Raw genomic sequence first — 23,047 nt, 5'->3', positions numbered from 1 at the left:
GCGCGGCGGCGGCGCGGATAGAGCGGTGATCAGCCAGCGCACACTCGTTATCGACAGCGCCTCGGAAGCCTGTTCGGTCGCGCTGTTCGAGAACGGGAAACTTGTCGCCGGCGAGTTCCGCGTGCTCGGGCGCGGCCACGCCGAAGCGCTCGTACCCATGATTTCGGCGCTTCCCGGGCGCGGCCGGGCGACGCGTATCGCGGTCGCTCTGGGGCCGGGGAGTTTCACCGGCGTCCGGGTCGGCCTGGCGGCGGCCCGCGCCCTTGCGCTGGCCTGGGGAGCGAAGACCTGCGGCTATTCCACTCTCGCGATGATCGCGGCGATGGCGCGCGGCGAAGCGGGCGCACAGCCGGTCGGCGTGGCCGTGACCGGCGGACACGGGGAATGGTTCGTCGAAGGCTTCGACGCCCAGGGCGCCACGACACGCGCGCTTGCCTCCCTGCCGCCGGAGCAAGCCACTGCCGTCACCGCCGAGGCGCTTGTCGCCGGCAGTCAGGCCCGGAGTCTGGTCCATGCCCGCGGCACCGGCCGGACCATTGACGTGATGCCGGATGCCCGAGCCTTTCCGCTCCTTCCGGCGGGGGCGCTCCTGGAAGACGACCGCCCTCTCTATGGCCGCGCACCGGACGCGAAGCTGCCGACACGCACGACATGAACGACGACGTCGATCGGATCATGGCGGTCATGTCCGCCGGATTTGACCCATTTTGGGGCGAAGCCTGGAACCGCCGCCAAGTTGAAGACGCGCTAAGATTCGGAAACACCCACTATTTCCTTGCCTCTCCGAACGGCGAGCAGCCGGTGGGCGACGAATTTACCGCAGGTTTTTCTTTGTCTCGCACGGGTTTCGAAGAAGAAGAACTCCTCCTCCTTGCGGTCATGCCCGAGTACAGGAACAGGGGACTCGGTAGATCCTTGCTGAATACTCTCAAAATGACAGCGAGTGCGAGAGGAGCGAAACGCCTTTTACTGGAAATGCGAAAAGGAAACCCAGCGGAATCGCTCTACAGAGACTTCGGATTTCAAGTCATAGGTGAGCGCGCGGAATATTATCGAACTTCTGACGGCCAGCGCATTGATGCCATTACATTCGCCTGCGACATAACCCGATGATGGAACGGTACTTGAAAGCGCCGACTACACTTCTTTAATAAATTCCGTGCAAAGAGCACAATAAACTTGTATTCTCGATACACATGGTTCAGTGAATCGCGCCGGCAGGCGAATAAGCGCCGCCCCCTCGTTATGACGGTCGCAAAAGAGGCAGAAAATGGAAAATATTCAAACCGATACCAATGAGACGCTGATAACACTGACGTCTGACATCGTTGCTGCGCACGTCAGCAACAACAGCGTGTCCGTCGAGGATCTGCCGACGCTGATAACCAACGTCTACGGCGCTCTTGCCGGACTTGGCAGTGCCGCGGCCGTCGAGGAAGAAAAACCCGAGCCCGCCGTATCGGTTCGCGCCTCGGTAAAACCCGATTACATTGTCTGCCTTGAGGACGGCAAAAAGCTGAAGATGCTGAAGCGCCACCTCATGACTCACTACAATATGACTCCGGATGAATATCGTGCGCGCTGGAACCTGCCCGCGGACTATCCGATGGTCGCACCCAACTATGCCGAAAAGCGCCGCGAACTGGCCAAGAAGATCGGCCTCGGCCGCAAACCCAACGCACGTCGCGGCCGCAAGCCCAAGGCTGCCGCCTGATCGGACGAACGGGTTGTGATTGCAGGCGCACCGGCCTAACATGGCCGGCGCGCCTTCTTCATTTTTACAGGTCAAACGTGCATCAACCGATCGACATCGAAGCCCTTTGTCACGAACGTGGTCTGCGGATCACCGAGCAGCGTCGCGTCATTGCCAAAGTGCTTTCCGAAAGCACCGATCATCCCGATGTCGAGAAGCTCCATGAGCGCGCGACGGCAATTGATCCGGGCATCTCGATCGCCACGGTCTATCGCACCGTGCGCCTGTTCGAGGAGGCCGGAATTCTTGACCGTCACGATTTCGGCGACGGCCGCGCCCGCTATGAAGCGGCACCCGAAGCACATCACGATCACATGATCGATGTCGAGACGGGCACCGTGGTCGAATTCGTCGACCCCGAACTCGAGGCGCTCCAGCGCCAGATCGCGGAGCGACTGGGTTTCCGCCTCGTCGACCATCGTATGGAACTTTTCGGCGTCAAGCTGGAACGGGAGGACGGTGAAAACCGCAAGTAAGCGATCAACCCCGGCCTCGCACATCGCGATCTGGGGCTGGCCGTTGGTTGCCGCGCGCATCGCCGCGCTCCTGGCCTTGGTGGTGATCTGCGTCCCGCTGCATTACGCCGTCGCGCCTTTCACGTCGGCAAAGCCCGTCCCGCGCCTTTTCCTGCGCCTTGTCGGCACTGTGGCCGGACTGCGCGTGCGATCGAGCGGACCGCAGCCGGCGCCGCGCACGTTCTTCCTCGCAAACCACGTCAGTTGGCTGGACATTCCCGCGATTGCCGGGTTGACCGGCTGTGCTTTCGTGGCCCACGACGGGCTGGCGTCGATCGGGCCGCTGCGATGGCTATGCCGGCTCAACGATACCGTGTTCGTTGCCCGCCATGATCGCCGCAGCGTCGCCAGGCAGGTCGAACAGGTGCGAGAAGCCCTGTGCGAGACGGGAGCGCTCGCCATCTTCCCCGAAGGCACCACTGCGACTGGCACCCGGCTCCTGCCGTTCAAGTCCTCGCTGCTCTCGGCAATCGACGCCGATGCGGAGCACGTTCCGGTGCAACCGATCTGGCTCGACTATGGCCGCCACGTGGGCGATATCGCGTGGGTCAACGACGAACCGGGCCTTGCCAATGCCCTGCGCATCCTCGCGCGCTGGCGGCCGATCCCGCTAACCATCCACTTCCTTGCCCCGCTCGAAGGCGCGGACCGCGCCGACCGCAAGGCAATGGCCCGCACCGCCCGCGAGCAGATCGAAGCCGCGATGCAGCGCGGATGAACGTGCCGCCTCTCAAGAAAGGGAACGACTCAGCGCGTGGCGTTGTAGGACAGTTGCTTCTCGTCGAGCTGAAAACCGACAAGCACTTCGAATGTGGCACGCGCAACCGCGGCCTTCACTTGCGGGTCGGCAAGCGGATCGAGTGCGGCATCGGTATCGCCGGCCTTGCGCTTGCGGGTAATGCGGTCGCGAACCTCCTCCGGCAGCGTGGCGGCGGCACGGTCGATATAGGCCGTCCCCGTGCCGTGGGCCTGCGCCCGCGCCTGACCGTCGGCGAAAGCGAGCGTGACGTTGCCCACGCGTTTGGAAACAACAGAAGTGCCGCCCTGCAGCACGGTCACGAAATACGGCAGCGTCACCTGACGCGCACCACTCGTGTCGCTGCGGGTGGCAAGCACGTCGAACTCGACATTGGCGAAGACCTTGTCGCCGGCGTCCTCGTTGCACTGGGTGCGCACGTTGGTCATGGCGGCGACCACGTCGATGCCGGCAGCGCTGCGATCACTGGCGTTGCGGAACAGCGTCACGTCGCCCGTGTAGTTGGGAATGCCCACAGCCGGGCAACGGCTGCGCACCGCCGTGATGCCGACACCGGAATCGACGACGATATCACCTTTCGACTTGCAGCCACTGAGCGCTGTCAGCGCGGCGGCGGAGCAAAGAACGGTGGCGGTCAGTCGGCGTGCATTCATCTTGGCTTCCTCGAGTGGCATGCGCTTGCCCTAGCGATGCGAGCGGCAAAGCGCTAGAGGCGGCAACATGAACACCCCCTTTCCGTCCGAGAAGATGCTGCCATTGCGCCTCCTGATCGCCGCACCGCGCGGATTCTGCGCCGGAGTCGACCGTGCCATCGAGATCGTCGAACGCGCGCTCGATATCTACGGAGCCCCCGTCTACGTGCGCCATGAGATCGTCCACAATAAGTTCGTCGTGGACAGCCTCAAGGCCAAAGGCGCGGTATTCGTCGAGGAACTGGACGCCGTGCCCGATGGCGTGCCCGTGATCTTCAGCGCCCACGGCGTGCCCAAGGCGGTTCCCGCCAAGGCGAGCGAGCGCGGTCTCGAATGGCTCGACGCCACATGCCCGCTCGTCAGCAAGGTCCACCGCCAGGCGGAACGGCAGATCGAGGCCGGGCGGCACATCCTGTTCATAGGCCATGCCGGGCACCCTGAAGTGATCGGCACTTTCGGGCAGGTCCCGGAAGGCAACATGACGCTCGTGGAGACGGTCGAGGACGTCGCATCCCTGCGTTTCGGGCCCGACGAGGAACTGGCATACCTTTCGCAGACGACGCTTTCCGTGGACGATACCGCCCAGATCATTGCCGCGATCAAGGCGCGCTATCCGCAGATCGCCGGCCCGAAGGCGGAGGACATCTGCTATGCCACCTCGAACCGCCAGACCGCTGTGAAGCAGGTGGCCCCGCTATGCCAGTTGATGATGGTGATCGGCGCTCCCAACAGTTCCAATTCGCTGCGCCTTGTCGAAGTCGCCGAGCGCGCGGGCGCAAGGGCCGAGCTCATCCAGCGCGCGACTGACATCGATCCGGCCTGGCTCGAGGACGTGGAAACGGTCGGCCTCACCGCCGGCGCCTCGGCTCCCGAGGAGCTCGTCAATGAAGTCATCGCCCGGATCAGGGAACTGCGTGACGTCGCAAGCGAGGAAGTCGTGACCGAACAGGAAAACATGACTTTCAAGCTCCCTCGCCAGCTCGTGCGCTGAGGAGGCGGAATTGGCGGTCTATACACGGCTCGGCGCGGAAGAGATGGCCGCGATCATCGAGGCCTTCGACGTCGGCACACTGGTTTCGGCAAAGGGCATCGCGGAAGGCGTCTCCAACAGCAACTGGATGATCGAGACGCAAGGACCGGGCGGGCACGCCGGCCGCTTCATCCTGACGATGTACGAGACTCGCACGGACGTTGGCGATCTTCCCTTCTTCCTGGGGCTGCTCGATCATCTCGCCGCCCGGCAGTGCCCGGTCCCGCGCACGATCCACGACCGGAAAGGCGCCAGCTACCGCCTGCACAAGGGCAAGGCGCTCGCCCTGATCGAGTTCCTTCCCGGCGTCTCGGTGAGCGAGCCGACCGCAAGTCAGGCTCGCGCGGTGGGCAGCGCCTTGGCCCAGGTCCACGTCGCCGCCGCCGACTTTCCCGGGTCGCGGGAAAATTCGCTGGGCCCCGACGCCTGGAAGCAGCTTCTGGGCGACTGCGGACGCGAAGGACTCGAATCCATCCATCCCGAGCTTGGGCGGATCGTCGAACACGAACTGGCCGTGCTGACCGCGCGCTGGCCCTCAAGCCTGCCGCGCGGCGTGATCCACGCCGACCTGTTCCCCGACAACGTGCTCATGCTGGGCGACAAGGTCACGGGCCTGATCGACTTCTACTTCGCCTGCACCGACGTGATCGCATACGACTTCGCCGTCACCCACGCCGCGTGGTGCTTCAACACCGACGGTTCGCGGTTCCTGCCCGAACTCTCCTCGGCGCTGCTGGAGGGGTATGAGAGCGTAAGGCCGCTCTCTGCCCAGGAGCATGAGGCCATGCCGCTGCTGGCACGCGGTGCCGCGATGCGCTTTCTGGCGACGCGCGCCTACGACTGGATGAACACGCCCGACGATGCGCTGGTCACACCCAAGGACCCGATGGCTTTCGCGCGCCGACTGGAATTCTATGCCGACCCTGGAAATGCGGAGGTCTTCGCGCCATGAAATGTGTCGATATCTTCACCGACGGTGCCTGCAAGGGCAATCCCGGCCCCGGCGGCTGGGGCGTGCTGCTGCGCATGGGTGAGCACGAAAAGGAATTGTCGGGAAGCGATCCCGAAACGACCAACAACCGCATGGAAATGATGGCGGTCATCAAGGGTCTGAACGCCCTGATCGAACCGTGCGAGGTCGTGATCCATACCGACAGCCGCTATGTGATCGATGGCATGACCAAGTGGATCCACGGCTGGAAGAAAAAGGGCTGGATCAATGCCAGCAAGCAGCCGGTGCGCAACGCCGACCTCTGGCACGACCTGATCGAGGCTACCGCCCGGCACAAGGTCCATTGGGAATGGGTGCGCGGCCACTCCGGCCATATCGAGAACGACCGCGTCGACAAGCTTGCCAGCGATGCGGCGCTGGAAGCAGGCCTGTAACCGCCGGCTTCCTGTACTCGTTGACGCCAAGACCAGGATCGAAAGCTGCGTTGCGGCGAGACAGCACTTCCCGGCCCCGCTTCCCGTCGGGAGCCTTAAACGGCAAACCGCGAGGGGGCGAAAGGCCGGGGGTCGACCGGGCCAGCCTCGTCGCCCAGCAACAGGCGCGCGCCGAGTTCGGCGGCAGCCGGCGCGGTCTGGATGCCGAAGCCGCCCTGCCCCGCGAACCAGAAGAAGCGGGGCTCGTCCGGCGCGAAGCCGTAGACGGGCAGACGGTCGGGCGCGAAGCTGCGCAGACCCGCCCAGCGGTGCTCCAGCCGTGCGACCGGCCAGTCGACGGCCCGCTCGAAGCGGTCGATGGCGTGCGCGACGTCGATTTCCTCAGGGGCGGCATCGCAGGGCTCGCTCGGGGTCTCGTCGTGCGGGCTCAGCCAGATACGCCCGCTTTCGGGCTTGAAGTAGAAGCTGCCGGAAATGTCGAGCACCAGGGGCAGATCGCCGGGAACCTCGGGCGAAACGGCAAGCTGGACGATCGTGCGCCGATAAGGCGTGATCCCGAGCGGACGCTGCCCCGCAAGGCGCGCCACCGGATCGGCCCACGCCCCCGCCGCGTCGACCAGGATCGTCGCCGATACCTCTCGTCCATCGGAGAGGGTCAGGGCCCATCCGTCGGCGGTCCGCTGTGCCGCGGCCAGCCCGGCTCGGCACCAGAGCTCGGCGCCGCCCTTGCGAACCCGTGCCAGATAGTGCTGGTGAAGGCCCGCAACGTCGATGTCGCAAGTGTCCGGCTCCAGCGCGCCGCACGTCCAGTGCTCGCGCAAGTGCGGGACGCGCGCGTCGAGAGCAGCGCGATCCAGAAGCTGCACATCAACGCCGACGGCGCGATAGGTTTCGGCAAAAGCTTCCACGTCCCCTTCCTGCCCTGCGCTGCCGAGGGTCAAGGCCCCGCGCCGCACGAGCAGGCCAAGTTCGCGCAGGACCGGTCCCGAAGCCGCCGTCAGCGGCTGCACGCCCGGCCCGCCGTAACTCTCGACCCAGAATGCGGCGGAACGGCCCGTCGCGTGGTATCCGGGCTGCGCCTCGCCTTCGAGTATGAGCACGCGCGCCCGATCGCCGATCGCGGCCGCCAGCGAAGCTCCGGCCATGCCGGCACCCACAATGGCTATATCGTAACGCGCAACCATGCCGGCAGCCCCTAGAGCATCACGAAGGCCCGTGGAACCCGGCGCTGCGCGTTTCAGACGGCATCATCGTCCGCGCGCTCATACCAAGCTGCAGCTTGGTATCAGGCGTCCGGGCGGGGCGCCACCCGATCGAGGAACGAACGGATCGCTTCGAACGCGCGGTCACGCACCGGGTCTGCCTCGCGCAGGATTTCATGGCGGCATTCGGACCCGAAAGTTACGAGTTCGCTTTGCGGCAGCCTTGCGGCCGTCCGGCGGATCGCGCGCCAGGAGACCAGTCGGTCGGCCGTCGTGCCCAGCAGCAGCACCGGCACCCGAACCGATTCGAGAACGCCGGCCGCTTCGAGCCTGCGAATCGAAGCGAGAGCGCGTTCGATCCAGCCCCAGCTCGCCGCCCCCATCGCGATTCCGGGGCGCATTTTGCGCCACCATTGTTCGTCATCGTAACGCGATTCATCGTGGGTCAGGATCGCCGAACGCGCCTTGGGCGCCAGCTCCGGCCGTTCGCTCATCTTCCAGGCCGACCGGCGCGGATCGCCCAGGCCGGACAGTATCCGGGCGACCGCGTGAAGCACGCCGCTCGGCACGTGCTGGGGCAAGAAGCCCAGCATCGGAGCCAGCAGGACAAGCGCGTCGGGGCGGAGCCGGCCTTCGGCGACGGCACGCAGGGCGAGATGCCCACCCATCGAATGCGCGACAAGGATGTGAGGGCCGGGCCCGTCCTTGCACCAATCGCCCCAGAAAGCCGTGAGGTCGTTGATCCATACCGAGAAATCGTCGACATGGCCGGTGGCTTCGTCATACCCGAAGCGCCCGCTCAGGGCCTGGCCGCGCCAGTCGGCGGCGGTGACGGCCCAGCCTTGCCCATGCCACTGGTCGAGTGCCTCCAGCCACTTCTCGTAGGCATCGGCGCGCCCCGGCATGAACAGGATCGATCCGCGCGGAGCCAATCGCGGCGCGGGCCAGTCTATCCGCCGAATGCGAGCGCCATCGGGCGCGGTCCACCACCCTTCGCGGGCATGGGCGGGTATTGCTCTCCGGGCTACGGGAGATGGGCTGCAAGTCTCCGGGGCTGTCACTTGGCTAATTCGGGCCTCAGTGGCTTGGTTACTATTTGATAAGTGATACTCGGTAAATCGGTCCCCTGTTCAAGGGGGACTTTTCCGAATGCAAGGCGGGTACTTTTCGTACGCATTGCTGGTCGCGTTGGCAACCGCACTGCTTGTTGCCGCCTTCACCGACATCAAGCGGCGCGAGATCGACAACTGGCTCAACGCGGCAATCGCGCTGGCCGCGCCGCTATGGTGGCTGGCGACAGGATACGGCTGGCTCGATGTCGCTTTCCAGCTCGGCCTCGCCCTCCTCACGCTGTTCATCACCGCACTGCTTTTCGCCCTGCGCCAGATGGGCGGCGGCGACGTGAAACTGCTGACGGCTCTCGCGCTATGGTTCACCCCGCCCAGCTTCATCCAGCTTATCGTGATGATGGCGGTGATCGGAGGCGGGGCTTCGGTGGCAATGGCCTTCCTCAACATGAAGCGCATTCCCGGCGAGTACATGCGCGACGCACTGGCCGGCGTGGTTGCCATCGCCTGGGTCGCATTTGCCGCTATCCTGGCTTTCGCGCTGGTCACCCGCCGCCCGATCGGATCGGGAGCGGTCGCTGCTATCGGCAGCGCCAGTCCGCAGCCCTGGATGCTGGCGCTGGGCGTCATCGCTCTTCTGGCGGTCTGCGCGGTCAGCTTCCGTCATATCCTGCGGCGGCAGAGAGCCCGCCTGCCCATTCCCTATGGCGTTGCCATCTCGCTGTCGGGCCTGTGGGTCCTAAGCGAGCAGGTACTTCCGGCAGCGCTCTTGGGCGCAGCGCAGGGGTGAACCTCATTTTAACCAATTTGCCCGATTGTGTCTGGAACACGTCGGGGATCTGTAGGGGGCTTCATAGCCATGGATAAGAAGAAGCTGGTGCTGCTGGTCATCGCACTGCTCGTGGCGGCAGGCACGGCCTTCGCCGCCCGTTCGATGCTGACCGGCGCTTCCACGCCGCAGGTCGAAGCCGGACCTGTCAAGCCGACGGGGCCGAGAGTTCTGGTGGCGCAGCGCGCCCTGCCCGTTGGCACGATCATCACCGCCGAAGCCGTCTCCTTCCAGGACTGGCCCGAGGAACTGGTCAAGGACGCCTACTACATCGACGGCGCGGCCGACATGTCGAAGCTTCTCGGCACTGTCGTGCGCTTCCCGATCACGGCCGGCCAGCCGGTCACGCACGGTACGCTCGTCGCGCCGGGCGACCGCGGCTTCCTCGCCGCCGCGCTCGGGCCGGGCATGCGCGCCGTTACCATTCCGGTGTCGGCCAAAACCGGCGTCGGTGGTTTCGTCTTCCCGGGCGACCGGGTCGACCTCGTCCTGACCCAGGACGTCACCGGCGAAGGCGAACCGCTGCGCACCGCCGAGACAGTCCTGCGCAATCTTCGCGTCCTCGCAACCGACCAGGCCACCGACAGCGAAGTCGTCGACGGCAAGACCGTGGTCCGAGCCTTCCGCACCGTCACGCTCGAAGTCACGCCGCGCATCGCGGAGAAAGTCGCCGTCGCGCAAGAGATCGGCGAAATCAGCCTCTCGCTACGCTCGCTCGCCGACAACCAGGGTGAGTTCGAACGCATTCTCGCCGAAGGCGAGATCAAGGTGCCCGAAGGCGCGACCAAGGAGCAGGAAGAAAAGATCATGCGTCAGGCGATGAACCGTCCGATCGAAGGCAACACGACCTACGTGACCGGCGGCGACGTCTCGCGCTTCCAGCGCTCTACCCGACCGGCGACTTCCGACGAGCGCCCCCGCATCGGCCCGATGGTCATGGGGGCCCCCGTCGCCTCGGCAGGCCCCGTTCGTTCCGGCCCGGTCGTGCGCGTCACGCGCGGCAAGACGACCACCGAAGAAGCCGTGAGTGCCAGGTAATGGCTGACCGCGACGCCATAGAGATCACCGCCATGAAGGGCTTCATCATGAAACCGCGCCTTCTCAATTCCGTACTGAGCGCCGCATGCGCCCTGTCGCCGCTGGCCGTCTCGGTGCCGGCTCCGGCCGCCGCGCAGTCGGTCGTGCGTCCCGCGCAGGACATCACGCTCTCGATCGGCAACGGGCAGCTGGTAAACGTACCGGGGACGATGACCGACGTCTTCGTCGCCAATGACGCGGTCGCCGACGTGCAGGTCAAATCGCGCGACCAGTTCTACGTCTTCGGCAAGGCCGGCGGCACCACCACGGTCTACGCCAGCAATGCGGCCGGCGCCGTGATCTGGTCGGGCAACATCCGGGTCGGCTCGAACATCGACAGCGTCGATTCGATGCTGCACCTGGCGATGCCCGAAGCAAAAATCGGCGTGTCGACCATGGGCTCCAACACCTTCCTGCTGACCGGGACTGTAAAGACCCCGGAAGATGCCGCCGAGGCGGAGCGTCTGGTGCAGGCCTACGTCGGCGACAAGTCGAACGTTATCAGCCGCCTGCGCATGGCGACGCCGTTGCAGGTCAACCTGCAGGTACGCATCGCCGAAGTCAGCCGCTCGCTGGTGAAGACACTGGGGGTCAACCTCACCTCAGTCGACACGACCGGTGGCTTTCAGTTCGGTATCGGCCAGGGCCGTTCGCCCGGTGATGTGTTCTCGCGCAGGGCGCTGGGCGTGGGCAACAAGCCATCGGTCGTGGGGATCGACCCGGTGACCGGGGAACCCGCCTTGCTTCCGGGAACCGACGTCGGCCTTGTCGGCAGCGCCACGACTATCGCCGCACAGGGCAAACTGCTCGGCCTCAATCTGCTCGGTGCGCTCGACGCGGGCGAGACCGTCGGCCTCGTCACCACGCTTGCACAGCCCAACCTGACCGCGCTCTCGGGCGAAACCGCCGAGTTCCTCGCCGGCGGCGAATTTCCGATCCCGATCAGCCAGGGCCTGGGCTCGACCTCGATCGAGTACAAGAAGTACGGCGTCAGCCTGAGCTACATGCCCACCGTGCTCGCCAATGGCCGCATTTCCCTGCGCGTACGCCCGGAAGTGTCCGAGCTTTCCAGCCAGGGCGCGATCGTGCTCGACAACTTCGAAATCCCCGCGCTGACCACGCGCCGCACCGAAACGACGATCGAACTCGGCTCCGGCCAGAGCTTCATGATCGCCGGCCTGCTGAGCAACAATTCGCAGAACACGATCACCAAGATGCCCGGCGCCGGCGACCTGCCGATCCTGGGATCATTGTTCCGCTCCACCAATTACAGGCGCGGCGAAACCGAACTGGTCATCGTCGTCACGCCCTATCTCGTCAACCCGGTCAACGCCTCGCAGATCGCCCTGCCGACCGACGGCTTCCAGGCGCCCAACGAGTTGCAGCGGCTCCTGGGCAACATGAACTCGGACGGGGTCAGCGGAGCCAAGACGCCGAAACCCTCGCAGGCTCCGGCCGCCGTGGACGGTCCCGGCATCGGCGACGCGGGAAGCGCCGCCCCCTCGAAGAAGAAGTCGAAGCGCTCGGCTTCCGGCGAGTCCGCCAGGCCCGGCTTCAGCCTGAAGTGAGAAAGGTAATCACCATGCGCAATTCCCACTTTGGGCACATGCCGACAATGGCTCTCGCGGGCCGGGCCGCTCTCGCATTCGCCCTTGGCCTTGGGCTCGCCGGATGCGGCGGGGTTCCGACCAATCGTTCGATGAGCAGCGTCCACCAGCCGGTGGTGGAGAAAGTCAACTACACGCTCGACGTGTCGACCGGCAGCGCCGGCCTCGCCTACGGCGAACAGCAGCGTCTTGCCGGCTGGTTCGATGCGATGGGCGTCAAGTATGGCGACAAGGTCTATGTCGATGCCTCCTCCGCAAGCGACGCGACGCGCAGCGCGGTCGAAGCCGTGGCCTCGCGCTACGGGCTTCTCCTCAGCGAAGAGGCACCGATGACCGGCGGCTACGTTCCGGCAGGAACCGCTCGGGTCATCGTGACCCGCACCAGGGCGAGCGTCCCCGGCTGCCCGAACTGGTCAAGCAACAGTGACTTCAATCCGAACAACGGCCTCAGCAGCAATTACGGCTGCGCCACCAATTCGAACCTTGCCGCAATGATCGCCAATCCCGAGGATCTCATCCGCGGCGCGGAGACTACCGGCAACACGGTGGTGATGAGCTCGTCCAAGGCGATCGACGCCTATCGCAAGGCCGCGCCGACCGGTTCCGAAGGCCTGAGCAAGGCATCCACACAAGGGAACTGATCCATGACCGCACCCAGGAAACCCGGGAGCCCCAACGGGCGTGACCAGTTCGCCGCTTATCTGTGCGACGAAGACTCGCTCGATGTCCTGCGTCCGGTCGCGATGGAAATGGGCTGGCAGCCGGAAAAGTGCAACAAGGGCGGCCTGCGCAACGCCATCCAGTCGCTCTCGATCACGGCGAGCCCCAACATCCTTCTGATCGACCTTTCCGAAAGCGGCGATCCGCTGAGTGACATCAATGCCCTCGCCGAAGTCTGCGAGCCGGGCACCGTCGTCATCGCCGTGGGTCAGGTCAACGACGTGCGCCTCTATCGCGACCTGATCGCGAGCGGCATCCACGACTACCTGCTGAAGCCGCTTTCTCCCGGCCAGCTCCGCGACGCGCTCGCCCATGCGCAGACCGTGTTCTCGACGCCCAAGCACAATGACGCCGGCGCGGGGCACCAGCACATCGCCACTGCCGTGATCGGTACGCGCGGCGGCGTCGGCGCCTCGACGCTGGCGACTTCGCTTGCCTGGCTCTTCAGCGCCGACCACAAGCTGCCGACCGCGCTGCTCGACCTCGACATTCACTTCGGCACCGGCGCCCTGTGCCTCGATCTCGAGCCCGGCCGCGGCCTGACCGACGCGATCGAGAACCCGAGCCGCATCGACGGGCTGTTCATCGAGCGCGCGATGATCCGCGCGAACGATAATCTCGCGATCCTCTCGGCCGAGGCCCCGATCAACTCGCCTCTACTGACCGATGGCACGGCCTTTGTGCAGCTGGAGGAGGAATTCCGGCACGCCTTCGAAATGACGGTCGTCGATCTTCCGCGCAACATGCTGATCAACTTTCCGCAGGTAGTCGCCGATCTCAACACGATCTTGCTCGTTACGGAAATGACGCTGGCTTCGGCGCGCGACACGATCCGCATGCTGTCGTGGCTCAAGGCCAATGCCCCGCACGCCCGCGTGATCGTGGTCGCCAACAAGGTCCAGGCGAGCCTTTCGGAAATCAGCAAGGCCGACTTCGAAGCCTCGATCGAGGCCAGAATCCAGCTATCGATCCCCTATGATCTCAAGGCGGCGTCAATGGCGGCCAAGCTGGGACAGACCTTTGTCGACGCAAACCGCTCGAGCAAGGCGAGCACGGTCATACGCGATCTTGCGCGCCTGATTCTCGACAGGGATGACAGCGACACGCCCGCCGGTGCGGGCAAGTCGTTGCTGGGCAAGCTCGACCTCAAATCGATGATGACCAAAGTTAGCAAGAAGGCGGAGGCCGGCGCGTGACCCTGTCCGGGAGGCGATGACTTCCCGGCGGCACGGCGGACGGCGGGTAACGGAAGGCGCATAACGGCATGGACATAATCCAGGTAATGCTGCTGGCGGCCGGAATGGCGAGCGTCATTGCGCTCGTCTACGTGGCATTCTCCGGCCCCTCCCCGGCCAAGGAAGCCTCGCGCCGCCTGAACTCCGTGCAGTTCCGGCATTCGCAAAGCGCGACCGCGCGCGTCGAGGCGCAGATGCGCAAGGCCGTGGCCGCGCGTAAGCCGAGGATGCATACCATCGCCGGCTCCAGTTCGCGCATCGAGGCACTTGCGCTGCGCCTCCACCGCTCGGGCCTGCCCTGGACGCTTTCGCAATACATCTATGCCTCGCTCGGCCTCACAGCGGCCGTCACCATCCTCATCTATCTCAAATCCGGTGCTTTCCTGCTTTCGCTGGCATTCGGGCTGTTCGTGGGCGCGGGACTTCCGCACGCGGCAGTGAACCAGTTCATCAAGCGCCGCACCAACGCCTTCAACACCAAGTTTCCCGACGCCATCGAACTGCTCGTGCGCGGTCTGCGGTCGGGCCTTCCGGTGACGGAGACGCTGGGCGTCGTCGCCAAGGAGGTTCCCGGCCCCGTCGGCGAGGAATTCAAGCTCGTCACCGAACGCATCAAGATCGGCAAGACCATGGAGGACGCGCTTCAGGAAACCGCCGATCGCCTGGCCATTCCCGAATTCAACTTCTTCTGCATCACCCTGGCAATCCAGCGCGAGACCGGCGGCAATCTGGCCGAGACGCTGGCCAACCTTTCCGACGTGCTGCGCAAGCGCGCCCAGATGAAGCTGAAGATCCGCGCGATGAGTTCGGAATCCAAGGCTTCGGCCTATATCGTCGGCGCCCTGCCCTTCATCGTCTTCGGCATGATCTGGTGGATCAACCCCGGCTATATCGGCAAGTTCTTCATCGATGAACGCCTGATCGTCGCGGGCATCGGCGGCATGATCTGGATGGGCATCGGCGCCTTCATCATGGCCAAGATGGTCAGCTTCGAGATCTGAGCGAGGAACGGCAGCAGATGATCCAGCAACCGTCCGGCCCGACTCTCCTCGGCTTCGACGTCGTCCTCGTCGGCACCTTGCTGGCCGCCGTCGCCGCGGTCGCCATGATGCTGGCGATCTACGCCGCGGTGACCGTGCGCGACCCGATGGCAAAGCGCGTCAAGTCGCTGAACCAGCGCCGCGAAGCGCTCAAGGCAGGCATCGTCACCACCCCGCGCAAGCGCCAGAGCGTGGTTCGCCGCAACGAAACCACCGACCGTCTGGGTCAGCTCCTTGGCACGTTGAAGGTGCTGCAGGACAGCCAGATCAAGGTTATCCAGCAGAAGCTGGCTCAGGCGGGCATCCGCAACAAGGAATGGGCCGTCGCCGTCATCTTCGCCCGCATGGTCGCGCCGATCGTGTTGGGCGGAACCGCCGCGCTGGTGATCTACGGCATCGACTATTTCCCGGACTGGAGCCCCTTCAAGCGCTTCGGCGGCTTCGCCGTGGCCCTGCTGGCGGGCTACAAGGGACCGGACATCTTCATCCAGAACATGGTCACCAAGCGCACCGACGCAATCCGCAAGGGCCTGCCGGACGCGCTCGACCTGCTGGTGATCTGCGCCGAGGCCGGCCTCACCGTCGACGCCTCCTTCGAACGCGTCGCGCGCGAACTGGGCCGCGCCTATCCGGAACTGGGCGAGGAATTCTCGCTGACCTCGATCGAGCTTTCGTTCCTCACCGAGCGCCGGCAGGCCTTCGAAAACCTCGCCTGGCGCGTGAACCTCGACGCGGTGCAGGGCGTGGTCACGACGATGATCCAGACCGAGCGCTACGGCACCCCGCTCGCCTCGGCGCTGCGCGTGCTTTCGGCCGAGTTCCGCAACGAGCGAATGATGCGCGCCGAGGAAAAGGCCGCGCGCCTGCCGGCGATCATGACCGTGCCGCTGATCCTGTTCATCCTGCCGACGCTGTTCGTGGTCATCCTCGGCCCCGCCGCCTGCTCGATCGCCGACGCCTTCTCCGGCGACGGCCCGGGGGGCTGAGGCGGAACCGCGACAAGCGCCTCCTGCGACCCGTCGCACTTGACGCACGGGAAGCCGGCGCGGCGTTCCTTTGCCGGGCTGCACCGATTGGCCTTGACGCTCACTTGGTGGCATCAGGCCCGTAACCTTCGGCGAAGTCGCGAAAAAAGGAAATCTGTTGTTCGGTTTGTACCGCCTGGCGCTGGCGCTTGTCGTGATGGTGCATCACCTGCTCGGCGTTCCGGTTATAGGGCAATACGCGGTCTTCTCCTTCTTCGTCTTGTCCGGATTCCTGATGACGGCGGTGATGGCGGGAACCTATGGCTACACTGCCGGCGGCTTCCTGCGCTTCGCGGCCAATCGCGCGCTGCGCCTCTATCCCGCCTACCTCCTCGCAATTGTCCTGGCGCTCGCCGTCATAGGCATCTGCGGCGAGACCTTTACCCGGGGCTACCGCCAGGCACTGTTCCTGCCGCAAGGGGTTGGCGAATGGGCGGCCAACCTGTCGATGGTCTATCCGCGCCTCATGCCTTATGATTTCGCGCCCCGCCTGCTGCCGGCGACGTGGGCGCTCACCGTCGAGCTGACGTTCTACCTGCTGATCGGCCTAGGCCTGTCGCAGACCCGCGCGCGCTCGGCGTTTTGGCTGACGGCCAGCCTGATCTACACCGGCGTCATGCTCGCTGCCGGGGCGGGCTACTATGAACTCTACGGTCTCATCCCCTCCGGATCGCTGCCTTTCGCCGCGGGGGCCTGCGCCTGGCACTGGCGCGAGGAACTGGGTGCGTTCATCGAACGCTCCCTCCCTTTCCCGCCGGCCCTGCTGATGAGCGCGGGCATGGTCTGGTTCCTCCCGTTCGCCCTGATCGACAAATATACGCAGCTCGACGCCGCCAGGATCGCCGGGCTTTACCTCGGCATTCCCGTCGCCGCTATCGTGACCATCGCTCTGTTCCATGCCAGCGCAGGCCGCGAACGTCGCCGGCGCGACAGCTTCCTCGGCGACTACAGTTACCCCGTCTACCTGCTCCACTGGCCGATGGGCGCGCTGGCTTCATGGATACTATACCGCCAACCGGTCCACGGCATCAGCATCCCCTCCCTGCTGGCATTCGCCCTGGCCCTGCTGCTGACCCTCGCCGCTTCCACGGCCGTGATCCGCCTCGTCGACCCGGTCATCTGCCGCCTGCGCGCCGCGATGAAGCAACCCCGCGCCAGCGCTGGCCGTGAACATGCCCCGCTATCGGCCGAAGCCCGGGAAACCGCCTGAGCCGTCTTCACGTCGGCATGGGTGGCGCGTTCGACATCCCCGCGACGCGCCGCCCGACGTGCTATGGGCGCGCCCCCCTCGATACCCCCCTACTCCCGCTCGCCAAAAATCCGGCACGCAATCGCGTCCAGCCGCGCCACCAGTTCCGGGTCGCGCGCCTCGGACGCGGTTACCAGCGCATGCTCCAGCGCGGTGTCGATCGGGCTCGGCTCGCGAACATCGGGCAGGCTTGCTGCCAGCGCGCGCACTGTCCGGCGCGCCAGTTCGGCGTTGGCGTGCATTACTTCGAGGATGTGGCTCACTTCCACGCCTGCCTCTTCCTCGCGCCAGCAGTCATAGTCGGTGACCATGCCAAGCAGCGCATAGGGCAGCTCCGCTTCGCGGGCGAGGCGCGCCTCGGGCATGGCGGTCATGCCGATCACGTCGGCGCCCCACTGGCGGTACGTCCGGCTTTCCGCGCGGGTGGAGAACTGCGGGCCGTCGATGGCGATGTAGCACCCTGCCGGGTGAACATTGCCGCCGGCCAAGCGCGCGGCGGCGGTCGCCAGGCGCGAAAGCCGTTCGCAGATCGGATCGGCAAGGCTGACATGCGCCACCATGCCGGGGCCGAAGAAGCTGTTCCGGCGTCCCACAGTACGGTCGATGAACTGGTCGACAGCGACGAAGTCTCCCGGCGCCATCTCCTCCCGCAGCGAGCCGATGGCGGATAGCGCCAGCACGTCGGTTACGCCGCAGCGCTTCAGGACGTCGATATTGGCGCGGTAGTCGATCGCGCCCGGCGGCAGGCGGTGCCCTGCCCCGTGGCGCGCGATGAAGGAAAAGCGCACGCCGCCGATGTGCCCGGTCGTGACCGGGCCCGAGGGCTCTCCGAAAGGACTGGAAACCGCAATCTCCTGCGCCTCGTCCAGATCGACGCCGGCGGCGAGGCCGGAGCCGCCGATCACGCCGATGTGCCAGTGGGAACTCTTTTCAGCGCGCAAGGATGCCTGCCATGATAATGTCGATCGTGTGTTCGCGGTAGCGGTCGCGCAGTTCCTCGGTCAACGTGTCCTGATCGAAGCAATGCTTCAGCACCAGCCGCGTCGAGAAGAACCGGTCGACCGCCCCGGTCACCGTGAAGTAGAAAAGTTGCGGATCGATTTCGCGGAACGCACCCGCCTTCACGCCGTCGCCGATAAGCTGTTCGTAAGCGCGGTAGATCGGCGAAAGGTAGCATTCGGCGATGCGCCGCGCCTCGGCATCGTCGCTCTCGCGGATGACGCGCATGGTCAGGCGGTTGAGATAGGGCACCGCGTAGAAGGTATCGACGACCTTCCACAGGTGTCGGCGCAGCTTCGCTTCGGGATCCCACCCGTCCTTGGCCAGGAGCGCGTCGACGCTGGTGACGATCGCCTGCCAGTCCCGGTCCAGCAGGGCCTTGAGCAACCCTGCCTTGTTGCCGAAGTAATACTTCACCAGCGCCGAATTGAGGCCGGAGCGCAAGCTGAGCTCCGACAACGAGATGTCGATCACGTCGCCTTCGCGCATGATCGCGCTGGCCGTGTGGAGCAGAAGCGCGCGCGCGCCGGGAGGTGCCGTAAGGTCTGCTTCCGCCATGGTAGTCCGACCTCTCATCGCTGCGTCCTGTGCCGCCCCGGCTTACTTCGGCCCCATGCGGATGGCGCCGTCGAGACGGACGCACTCGCCATTGAGGTAATCGTGCTCGACCATGAAGAGCGCGAGCGCGGCGTATTCGTCCGCCTTGCCCAGCCGCTTGGGAAACGGGACCATCGCCGCCAGCGCATCCTGCACCTGCTGCGGCATGGCGGCCATCATCGGTGTTTCGAAAATGCCGGGCAGGATAGTGTTGACGCGGATTCCGTCGTTCATCAGGTCGCGCGCGACCGGCAGCGTCATCGCCTGAACCCCGCCTTTCGAAGCCGCGTAGGCCGCCTGGCCGACCTGCCCGTCCTGCGCCGCGACCGAAGCCGTGTTGACGATCGCGCCGCGCGAACCGGCTTCGTCCACGGGATCGAGCGTGACCATGCCGGCGGCCGACTTGGCGATACAGCGGAACGTGCCGACCAGGTTGATCGCGATCGCCTTCTCGAACAGCGCCAGGTCGTGCGCCCGGGGCTCGCCCGTCTCGCGGTTCTTGCCGACGGTCTTGGCGGCCGGCGCGATGCCGGCGCAGTTCACCAGAACGCGCTCCTGCCCGTTCGCCGCGCGCGCCTTTGCAAAGCCGGCATCGACGCTGGCCTCGTCGGTGACGTTCACTTCGCAGAATACGCCGCCGATCTCTTTCGCCAGCGCGTCGCCCGCCTCGGCACTGAGATCGAAGATCGCAACCTTCACGCCTTTCGCCGCCAGCGCCCGCGCGGTCGCCGCGCCAAGCCCCGACGCGGCGCCCGTGACGACAGCGGCGAATGAGTTATCGAGATTCATTACATGTTCCCTTTCGTGGGCAATCAACATTCTTCCGGAGCGCGACCCCGGAAAAACGCCGAGCAAAGCAGTTTAACCAGCCGATTAAGAGCCGGAACGCCCCCGGTCAATGCACCCGGGCAAGACGGCTCGCCCATACGCAACAAGAATTCGCCACGGCGACGCAGAGTGAAATTATTCGGCAACAATGCGCCCTACTGCAACAGGTCTGTTGTGCGCGCCACGCCTCTGAATTCGTCGAGGTAACAATGAGTCGGGGCGGAAAACCGCAGTTTACTGTTGCGTCAATATCACAGGCCCGGCCGCAATTTTTACGCGCCACGCGATTAACATTGAAAGGGCATCCGTGTGGCGCGACAAACCGGCCCATGACAGATGCGTGCCTGGTGCATCCACCTGTCGCATTCGGGCCACTTGCCGGACTTGGTCACGCATTCGGTAAGCGGACTAAAAACAAGGGACACACAACGTGAAAACAACCATGCAGAAGGCCGCTCTTCGGAGCGCGACGAGCCTTACGGCTTTTGCCCTGTTGTGCGCATCGAGCGCATACGCTCAAGACGCTGCGGAGCCGGCTGCCGAGGCAGCGGACGACGGCGGCGTCATCATCGTTACCGGCACCCGCATCCAGACGGACGTTCCCACCACCGTCGCGCCCGTCCAGGTCGTCAGCGAGGACCTGATCGAGAGCTCCGGCGCGATCAATATCCAGGAAACCCTGCTTGAAAATCCGGTTTTCGGTACGCCGACGTTCTCGCGCACGAACACCTCTTTCCTGACCAGCGGCTCGGGCCTTGCGACCGTCGACCTGCGCAACCTTGATGTCGACCGCACGCTGGTCCTGATCAACGGCCGCCGTGTCGTCTCCGGCCTGCCGGGCAGCGCCGCCGTCGATCTCAACATGATCCCGACGCAGATGCTCGAACGCGCCGAAGTCCTGACGTCGGGCAGCGCCTCGGCGGTCTACGGTTCGGACGCGGTCGCCGGCGTCGTCAACTTCATCCTCAAGGATGACTTCGAAGGCCTCGAGATCAACGCGCAGTCGGGCATCACCGAAGTCGGCGACAGCTTCACGCTCGACACCGGCGTACTTCTGGGCGGCAACTTCGACGACGGACGCGGTAACGCCACCGTCTTCTTCGGATACTCCGAACAGGGCGCGGCCTTCCTGAAGAACCACAAGACCGAAGCGGGTCCATCGGACGTCGACAGCATTTCGGCAATCTTCTTCGGCGGTGATATCTTTGATTCCGTCGAACCGTTCAATTCATCGTATGCGCCGCAGGGCCGCTACTCGACGGACAACTTCACTTGGACCTACAGCCCCACCGGCGCTCTGCAGCCCTGCTTCGACGCGAACGCGGCAACGTGTACGTCGGATATCGGAGACGGCGTTGGCCCTAACGGCTTCAATCGCCAGGCTTTTCGTTATCTCGCGGTCCCTGTTCAGCGCTATACCGGTTATCTGAACGCGCACTACGACATCACCGACAACATCACCGCCTTCCTCGAAGGCTCGTTCGTAAGCACTAACGCCAAATCGAACATCGAGCCGTTCCCGTGGGATACGGATTCGAGCGGAACCCAGTATGTCGACGGGCAGATGCCGATCGAAACGCTGTTCAACGGCGCGATCGTTCGCAATCCGTTCGTTCCCGATGCCATCTACAACGATGCGTCCGACACCAACGGTGATGGCCTACGCGACATCTTCGTCGCCAAGCGCCTGTCCTCGTTCGGTCCGCGCGCAACGGAAGCGACCCAGGACACCTTCCGCCTCGTTGGTGGCGTGAGGGGCGAACTGGCGTCGAACTGGAACTACGAAGTCTTCGCCAATTACGGCCAGACGAACATCACGCAAACCGGCACCGGCCAGATCAACGTCCTGAACTTCCGTTCCTCGCAGCAGATCGTGCCCGATGGCGAGGGCGGCTTCATGTGCGCTGATCCGAACGCGGTTGCGAATGGCTGTATTCCGGTCAACATCTTTGGACTTGACAGCATCGGCGAGGAAGGCGTGGCCTATCTGGAAGCGCCGAGCTTCTACAAGGCGGTGCAGAAGCAGACCCAGGTCGGTGCCAACCTGTCGGGCTTCTTCGGCAATCCGCTCGGCGCGAACGACATCGGCATGACAGTGGGCGTCGAATACCGCCGCGAGTCGCAGGACTCCCGCTGGGACGCGCTCCAGTCGGCGGGCCTCAACGGCGGTAACGCGCTTCCGCCGACCTCAGGCAGCTTCGAAGTAAAGGAAGCCTACGGCGAAGTTCTGGTTCCGTTGATCAACGACGGCTTCGTTCACGAGCTCTCGGTCCGCGGCGCCGCGCGCTACTCGGATTACAGCTCTATAGGCAACACCTTCAGCTGGAACGCCGGCGGTGAGTTCGCGCCGATAGAAGACATCCGTTTCCGTGGCATGTACGCGGTCACGGTGCGCGCTCCGAATGTCGCCGAACTGTTCGAGGGCCTGAGCCAGGACTTCCCGACGGTCAACGATCCGTGCGACGGCATCGGCGCGACGGGCGGTGGCGCGCTCGGCGACAATTGCCGCGCGGCTCCGGGCGTTCTGGCCAATATCGCGGCCAACGGTACCTTCCTCGTCACCCAATCCGACCGTCAGGGCGTGACCGGCTTCTCGGGCGGCAATCCGAACCTGCAGGAGGAAAAGGGCAAGACCCTGACCGCCGGCGTGGTCATCAACCCGAAGTCGATCCATGCGCTTCGCAACCTCACCATCACCGCGGACTATTTCCGCGTGAAGATCCAGGACGCGATCGTCGAAACGCCCGAGCAGTTCATCGTCGACCAGTGCTACAGGCAGGGTGTCCAGAGCTTCTGCGATTTCATCGAGCGCCGCACCACCCAGCAGGGCACGAACAGCGCCGGTTCGCTGCGTGAGGTCAACACGGGCGTCACCAACAGCGGCGGCATCAAGACTTCCGGTATCGACGTCACGCTGAACTACGTTCACTTCTTCGACGTCGGCAACGAGCGCCTGCGGACCAGCCTGAACGTGGCCTATACGCATCTTCTGAGCGGTTACGAAATCCCGCTTCGGGGAGAGGCCAAGGACTACTTCGAGGGTGAAGTCGGCTCCGCCAAGGACCGTTTCACGGTCAACACCGCGATCGGTACCGATGACTTCAGGCTGTCGGCCACCGGCACCTACATCGGCGCCTCGTGGATCGACGACCAGTTCGACGGTTTCCACGTCTACAAGGTCCACCCGGAGTTCTACCTGGACCTGCAGCTTCGGTACTTTATCGAGGGTGGCACGGAGTTCTACGTCGGCGCCGACAACGTGCTCGACAACGATCCCGTGTACTTTGCCAGTGTAAACGGCTCGACTACGGGCATGGAGTCGGACACGGGTACCTACGACCCGCTTGGCCGCCGCTTCTATGCCGGCGTCAAGATGAAGTTCTGATCGAACTTCTCAGGCAGTCACAAATGGGAAGGGCGGAGCCGCGGCTCCGCCCTT

At 64.8% G+C, this 23,047-nt stretch carries 23 protein-coding genes; 17 read left to right on the top strand and 6 right to left on the bottom strand.

Features of this window, described 5'->3' with window-relative positions:
- The first annotated feature begins 28 nt into the window (after positions 1-28).
- From tsaB to IEX32_RS07485, 5 genes are all read left to right on the top strand, one after another.
- Positions 29-655 carry a tRNA (adenosine(37)-N6)-threonylcarbamoyltransferase complex dimerization subunit type 1 TsaB gene (tsaB, locus tag IEX32_RS07505; protein ID WP_373285426.1) on the top strand — a complete coding sequence of 209 codons (627 nt, stop codon included), beginning with the start codon at positions 29-31 and terminating at the stop codon, positions 653-655.
- A complete protein-coding gene (locus IEX32_RS07500; RefSeq protein ID WP_188770052.1) occupies positions 652-1,113 on the top strand; it encodes a GNAT family N-acetyltransferase in 462 nt (153 codons plus the stop codon). The genes tsaB and IEX32_RS07500 overlap by 4 nt, the downstream gene beginning before the upstream one ends.
- Positions 1,114-1,270: 157 nt before the next feature.
- Positions 1,271-1,714 (top strand): Ros/MucR family transcriptional regulator, encoded by a 444-nt coding sequence (locus tag IEX32_RS07495; RefSeq protein WP_188770051.1) that lies wholly within the window; start codon positions 1,271-1,273, stop codon positions 1,712-1,714.
- A 77-nt stretch (positions 1,715-1,791) separates the two neighbouring features.
- Positions 1,792-2,229 carry a Fur family transcriptional regulator gene (locus IEX32_RS07490; RefSeq protein WP_188770050.1) on the top strand — a complete coding sequence of 146 codons (438 nt, stop codon included), beginning with the start codon at positions 1,792-1,794 and terminating at the stop codon, positions 2,227-2,229.
- Entirely contained in the window at positions 2,213-2,986 is a 774-nt protein-coding gene (locus tag IEX32_RS07485; protein WP_188770048.1) for a lysophospholipid acyltransferase family protein, read from the top strand. Before IEX32_RS07490 ends, IEX32_RS07485 begins: the two co-directional genes overlap by 17 nt.
- A 29-nt stretch (positions 2,987-3,015) precedes the next feature.
- On the opposite strand, the gene IEX32_RS07480 is transcribed toward IEX32_RS07485, so the two are convergent.
- A complete protein-coding gene (locus IEX32_RS07480) occupies positions 3,016-3,678 on the bottom strand; it encodes a hypothetical protein (RefSeq protein WP_188770046.1) in 663 nt (220 codons plus the stop codon).
- A 67-nt stretch (positions 3,679-3,745) separates the two neighbouring features.
- Here IEX32_RS07480 and ispH point away from each other — a divergent pair, with 67 nt between their 5' ends.
- The 3 genes from ispH to rnhA are packed head-to-tail and all read left to right on the top strand — an operon-like array spanning position 3,746 to position 6,133.
- Complete coding sequence (gene ispH / locus IEX32_RS07475; RefSeq protein WP_188770044.1) at positions 3,746-4,708, top strand: 4-hydroxy-3-methylbut-2-enyl diphosphate reductase; 963 nt, start codon at positions 3,746-3,748, stop codon at positions 4,706-4,708.
- Between the two features lie 10 nt (positions 4,709-4,718).
- Entirely contained in the window at positions 4,719-5,699 is a 981-nt protein-coding gene (gene thrB / locus IEX32_RS07470) for a homoserine kinase (protein WP_188770043.1), read from the top strand.
- Positions 5,696-6,133, top strand: a complete 438-nt coding sequence (gene rnhA, locus IEX32_RS07465) for a ribonuclease HI (RefSeq protein ID WP_188770041.1) — start codon at positions 5,696-5,698, stop codon at positions 6,131-6,133. The genes thrB and rnhA overlap by 4 nt, the downstream gene beginning before the upstream one ends.
- Before the next feature lie 95 nt (positions 6,134-6,228).
- Here the strand turns inward: rnhA and IEX32_RS07460 are convergent, their stop codons facing one another.
- Entirely contained in the window at positions 6,229-7,317 is a 1,089-nt protein-coding gene (locus tag IEX32_RS07460) for an NAD(P)/FAD-dependent oxidoreductase (RefSeq protein WP_188770038.1), read from the bottom strand.
- Positions 7,318-7,418: 101 nt separating this feature from the next.
- On the bottom strand, positions 7,419-8,396 hold the full coding sequence (locus IEX32_RS07455) for an alpha/beta hydrolase (protein ID WP_188770036.1): 978 nt from the start codon (positions 8,394-8,396) through the stop codon (positions 7,419-7,421).
- An 88-nt stretch (positions 8,397-8,484) separates the two neighbouring features.
- Here IEX32_RS07455 and IEX32_RS07450 point away from each other — a divergent pair, with 88 nt between their 5' ends.
- The 8 genes from IEX32_RS07450 to IEX32_RS07415 all read left to right on the top strand — a co-directional run bounded on the left by IEX32_RS07450 (position 8,485) and on the right by IEX32_RS07415 (position 17,145).
- Positions 8,485-9,192, top strand: coding sequence for an A24 family peptidase (locus tag IEX32_RS07450; protein ID WP_188770035.1), 708 nt, complete (start codon positions 8,485-8,487; stop codon positions 9,190-9,192).
- Between the two features lie 69 nt (positions 9,193-9,261).
- Entirely contained in the window at positions 9,262-10,269 is a 1,008-nt protein-coding gene (gene cpaB / locus IEX32_RS07445) for a Flp pilus assembly protein CpaB (protein WP_188770033.1), read from the top strand.
- Positions 10,269-11,876, top strand: coding sequence for a type II and III secretion system protein family protein (locus tag IEX32_RS07440; protein ID WP_188770031.1), 1,608 nt, complete (start codon positions 10,269-10,271; stop codon positions 11,874-11,876). Before cpaB ends, IEX32_RS07440 begins: the two co-directional genes overlap by 1 nt.
- 14 nt (positions 11,877-11,890) lie before the next feature.
- Positions 11,891-12,556: a CpaD family pilus assembly protein gene (locus IEX32_RS07435; protein ID WP_229736233.1), complete on the top strand. Its 666-nt coding sequence runs from the start codon at positions 11,891-11,893 to the stop codon at positions 12,554-12,556.
- A 3-nt stretch (positions 12,557-12,559) separates the two neighbouring features.
- Positions 12,560-13,831 carry a pilus assembly protein CpaE gene (locus IEX32_RS07430; RefSeq protein WP_188770029.1) on the top strand — a complete coding sequence of 424 codons (1,272 nt, stop codon included), beginning with the start codon at positions 12,560-12,562 and terminating at the stop codon, positions 13,829-13,831.
- A 68-nt stretch (positions 13,832-13,899) separates the two neighbouring features.
- Complete coding sequence (locus IEX32_RS07425; protein WP_188770027.1) at positions 13,900-14,871, top strand: type II secretion system F family protein; 972 nt, start codon at positions 13,900-13,902, stop codon at positions 14,869-14,871.
- A gap of 17 nt (positions 14,872-14,888) precedes the next feature.
- Positions 14,889-15,896, top strand: a complete 1,008-nt coding sequence (locus IEX32_RS07420) for a type II secretion system F family protein (RefSeq protein ID WP_188770024.1) — start codon at positions 14,889-14,891, stop codon at positions 15,894-15,896.
- A gap of 157 nt (positions 15,897-16,053) precedes the next feature.
- Positions 16,054-17,145 carry an acyltransferase family protein gene (locus IEX32_RS07415; protein WP_188770022.1) on the top strand — a complete coding sequence of 364 codons (1,092 nt, stop codon included), beginning with the start codon at positions 16,054-16,056 and terminating at the stop codon, positions 17,143-17,145.
- 89 nt (positions 17,146-17,234) lie between these two features.
- On the opposite strand, the gene mtnP is transcribed toward IEX32_RS07415, so the two are convergent.
- From mtnP to IEX32_RS07400, 3 genes are read right to left on the bottom strand one after another with little or no spacing between them, the layout of a single operon-like run.
- The gene (gene mtnP, locus IEX32_RS07410; RefSeq protein ID WP_188770020.1) at positions 17,235-18,125 is read right to left on the bottom strand and encodes an S-methyl-5'-thioadenosine phosphorylase; all 891 of its coding nucleotides are present in this window, start codon (positions 18,123-18,125) and stop codon (positions 17,235-17,237) included.
- Positions 18,115-18,741, bottom strand: a complete 627-nt coding sequence (locus IEX32_RS07405) for a TetR family transcriptional regulator (protein WP_229736232.1) — start codon at positions 18,739-18,741, stop codon at positions 18,115-18,117. Before IEX32_RS07405 ends, mtnP begins: the two co-directional genes overlap by 11 nt.
- Positions 18,742-18,783: 42 nt before the next feature.
- Entirely contained in the window at positions 18,784-19,569 is a 786-nt protein-coding gene (locus IEX32_RS07400; RefSeq protein ID WP_188770016.1) for an SDR family oxidoreductase, read from the bottom strand.
- A 481-nt stretch (positions 19,570-20,050) separates the two neighbouring features.
- Between IEX32_RS07400 and IEX32_RS07395 the strand changes: the two genes are divergently transcribed.
- Entirely contained in the window at positions 20,051-22,993 is a 2,943-nt protein-coding gene (locus IEX32_RS07395; protein WP_188770014.1) for a TonB-dependent receptor domain-containing protein, read from the top strand.
- Positions 22,994-23,047 lie beyond the last annotated feature (54 nt).

It is taken from the genome of Novosphingobium endophyticum (assembly GCF_014640675.1).
In the GTDB taxonomy this organism is placed as follows: Bacteria; Pseudomonadota; Alphaproteobacteria; order Sphingomonadales; family Sphingomonadaceae; genus Novosphingobium; species Novosphingobium endophyticum.
Note: the sequence above shows the minus strand (reverse complement) of the source record. Positions and strands in the feature narration are given on the sequence as shown.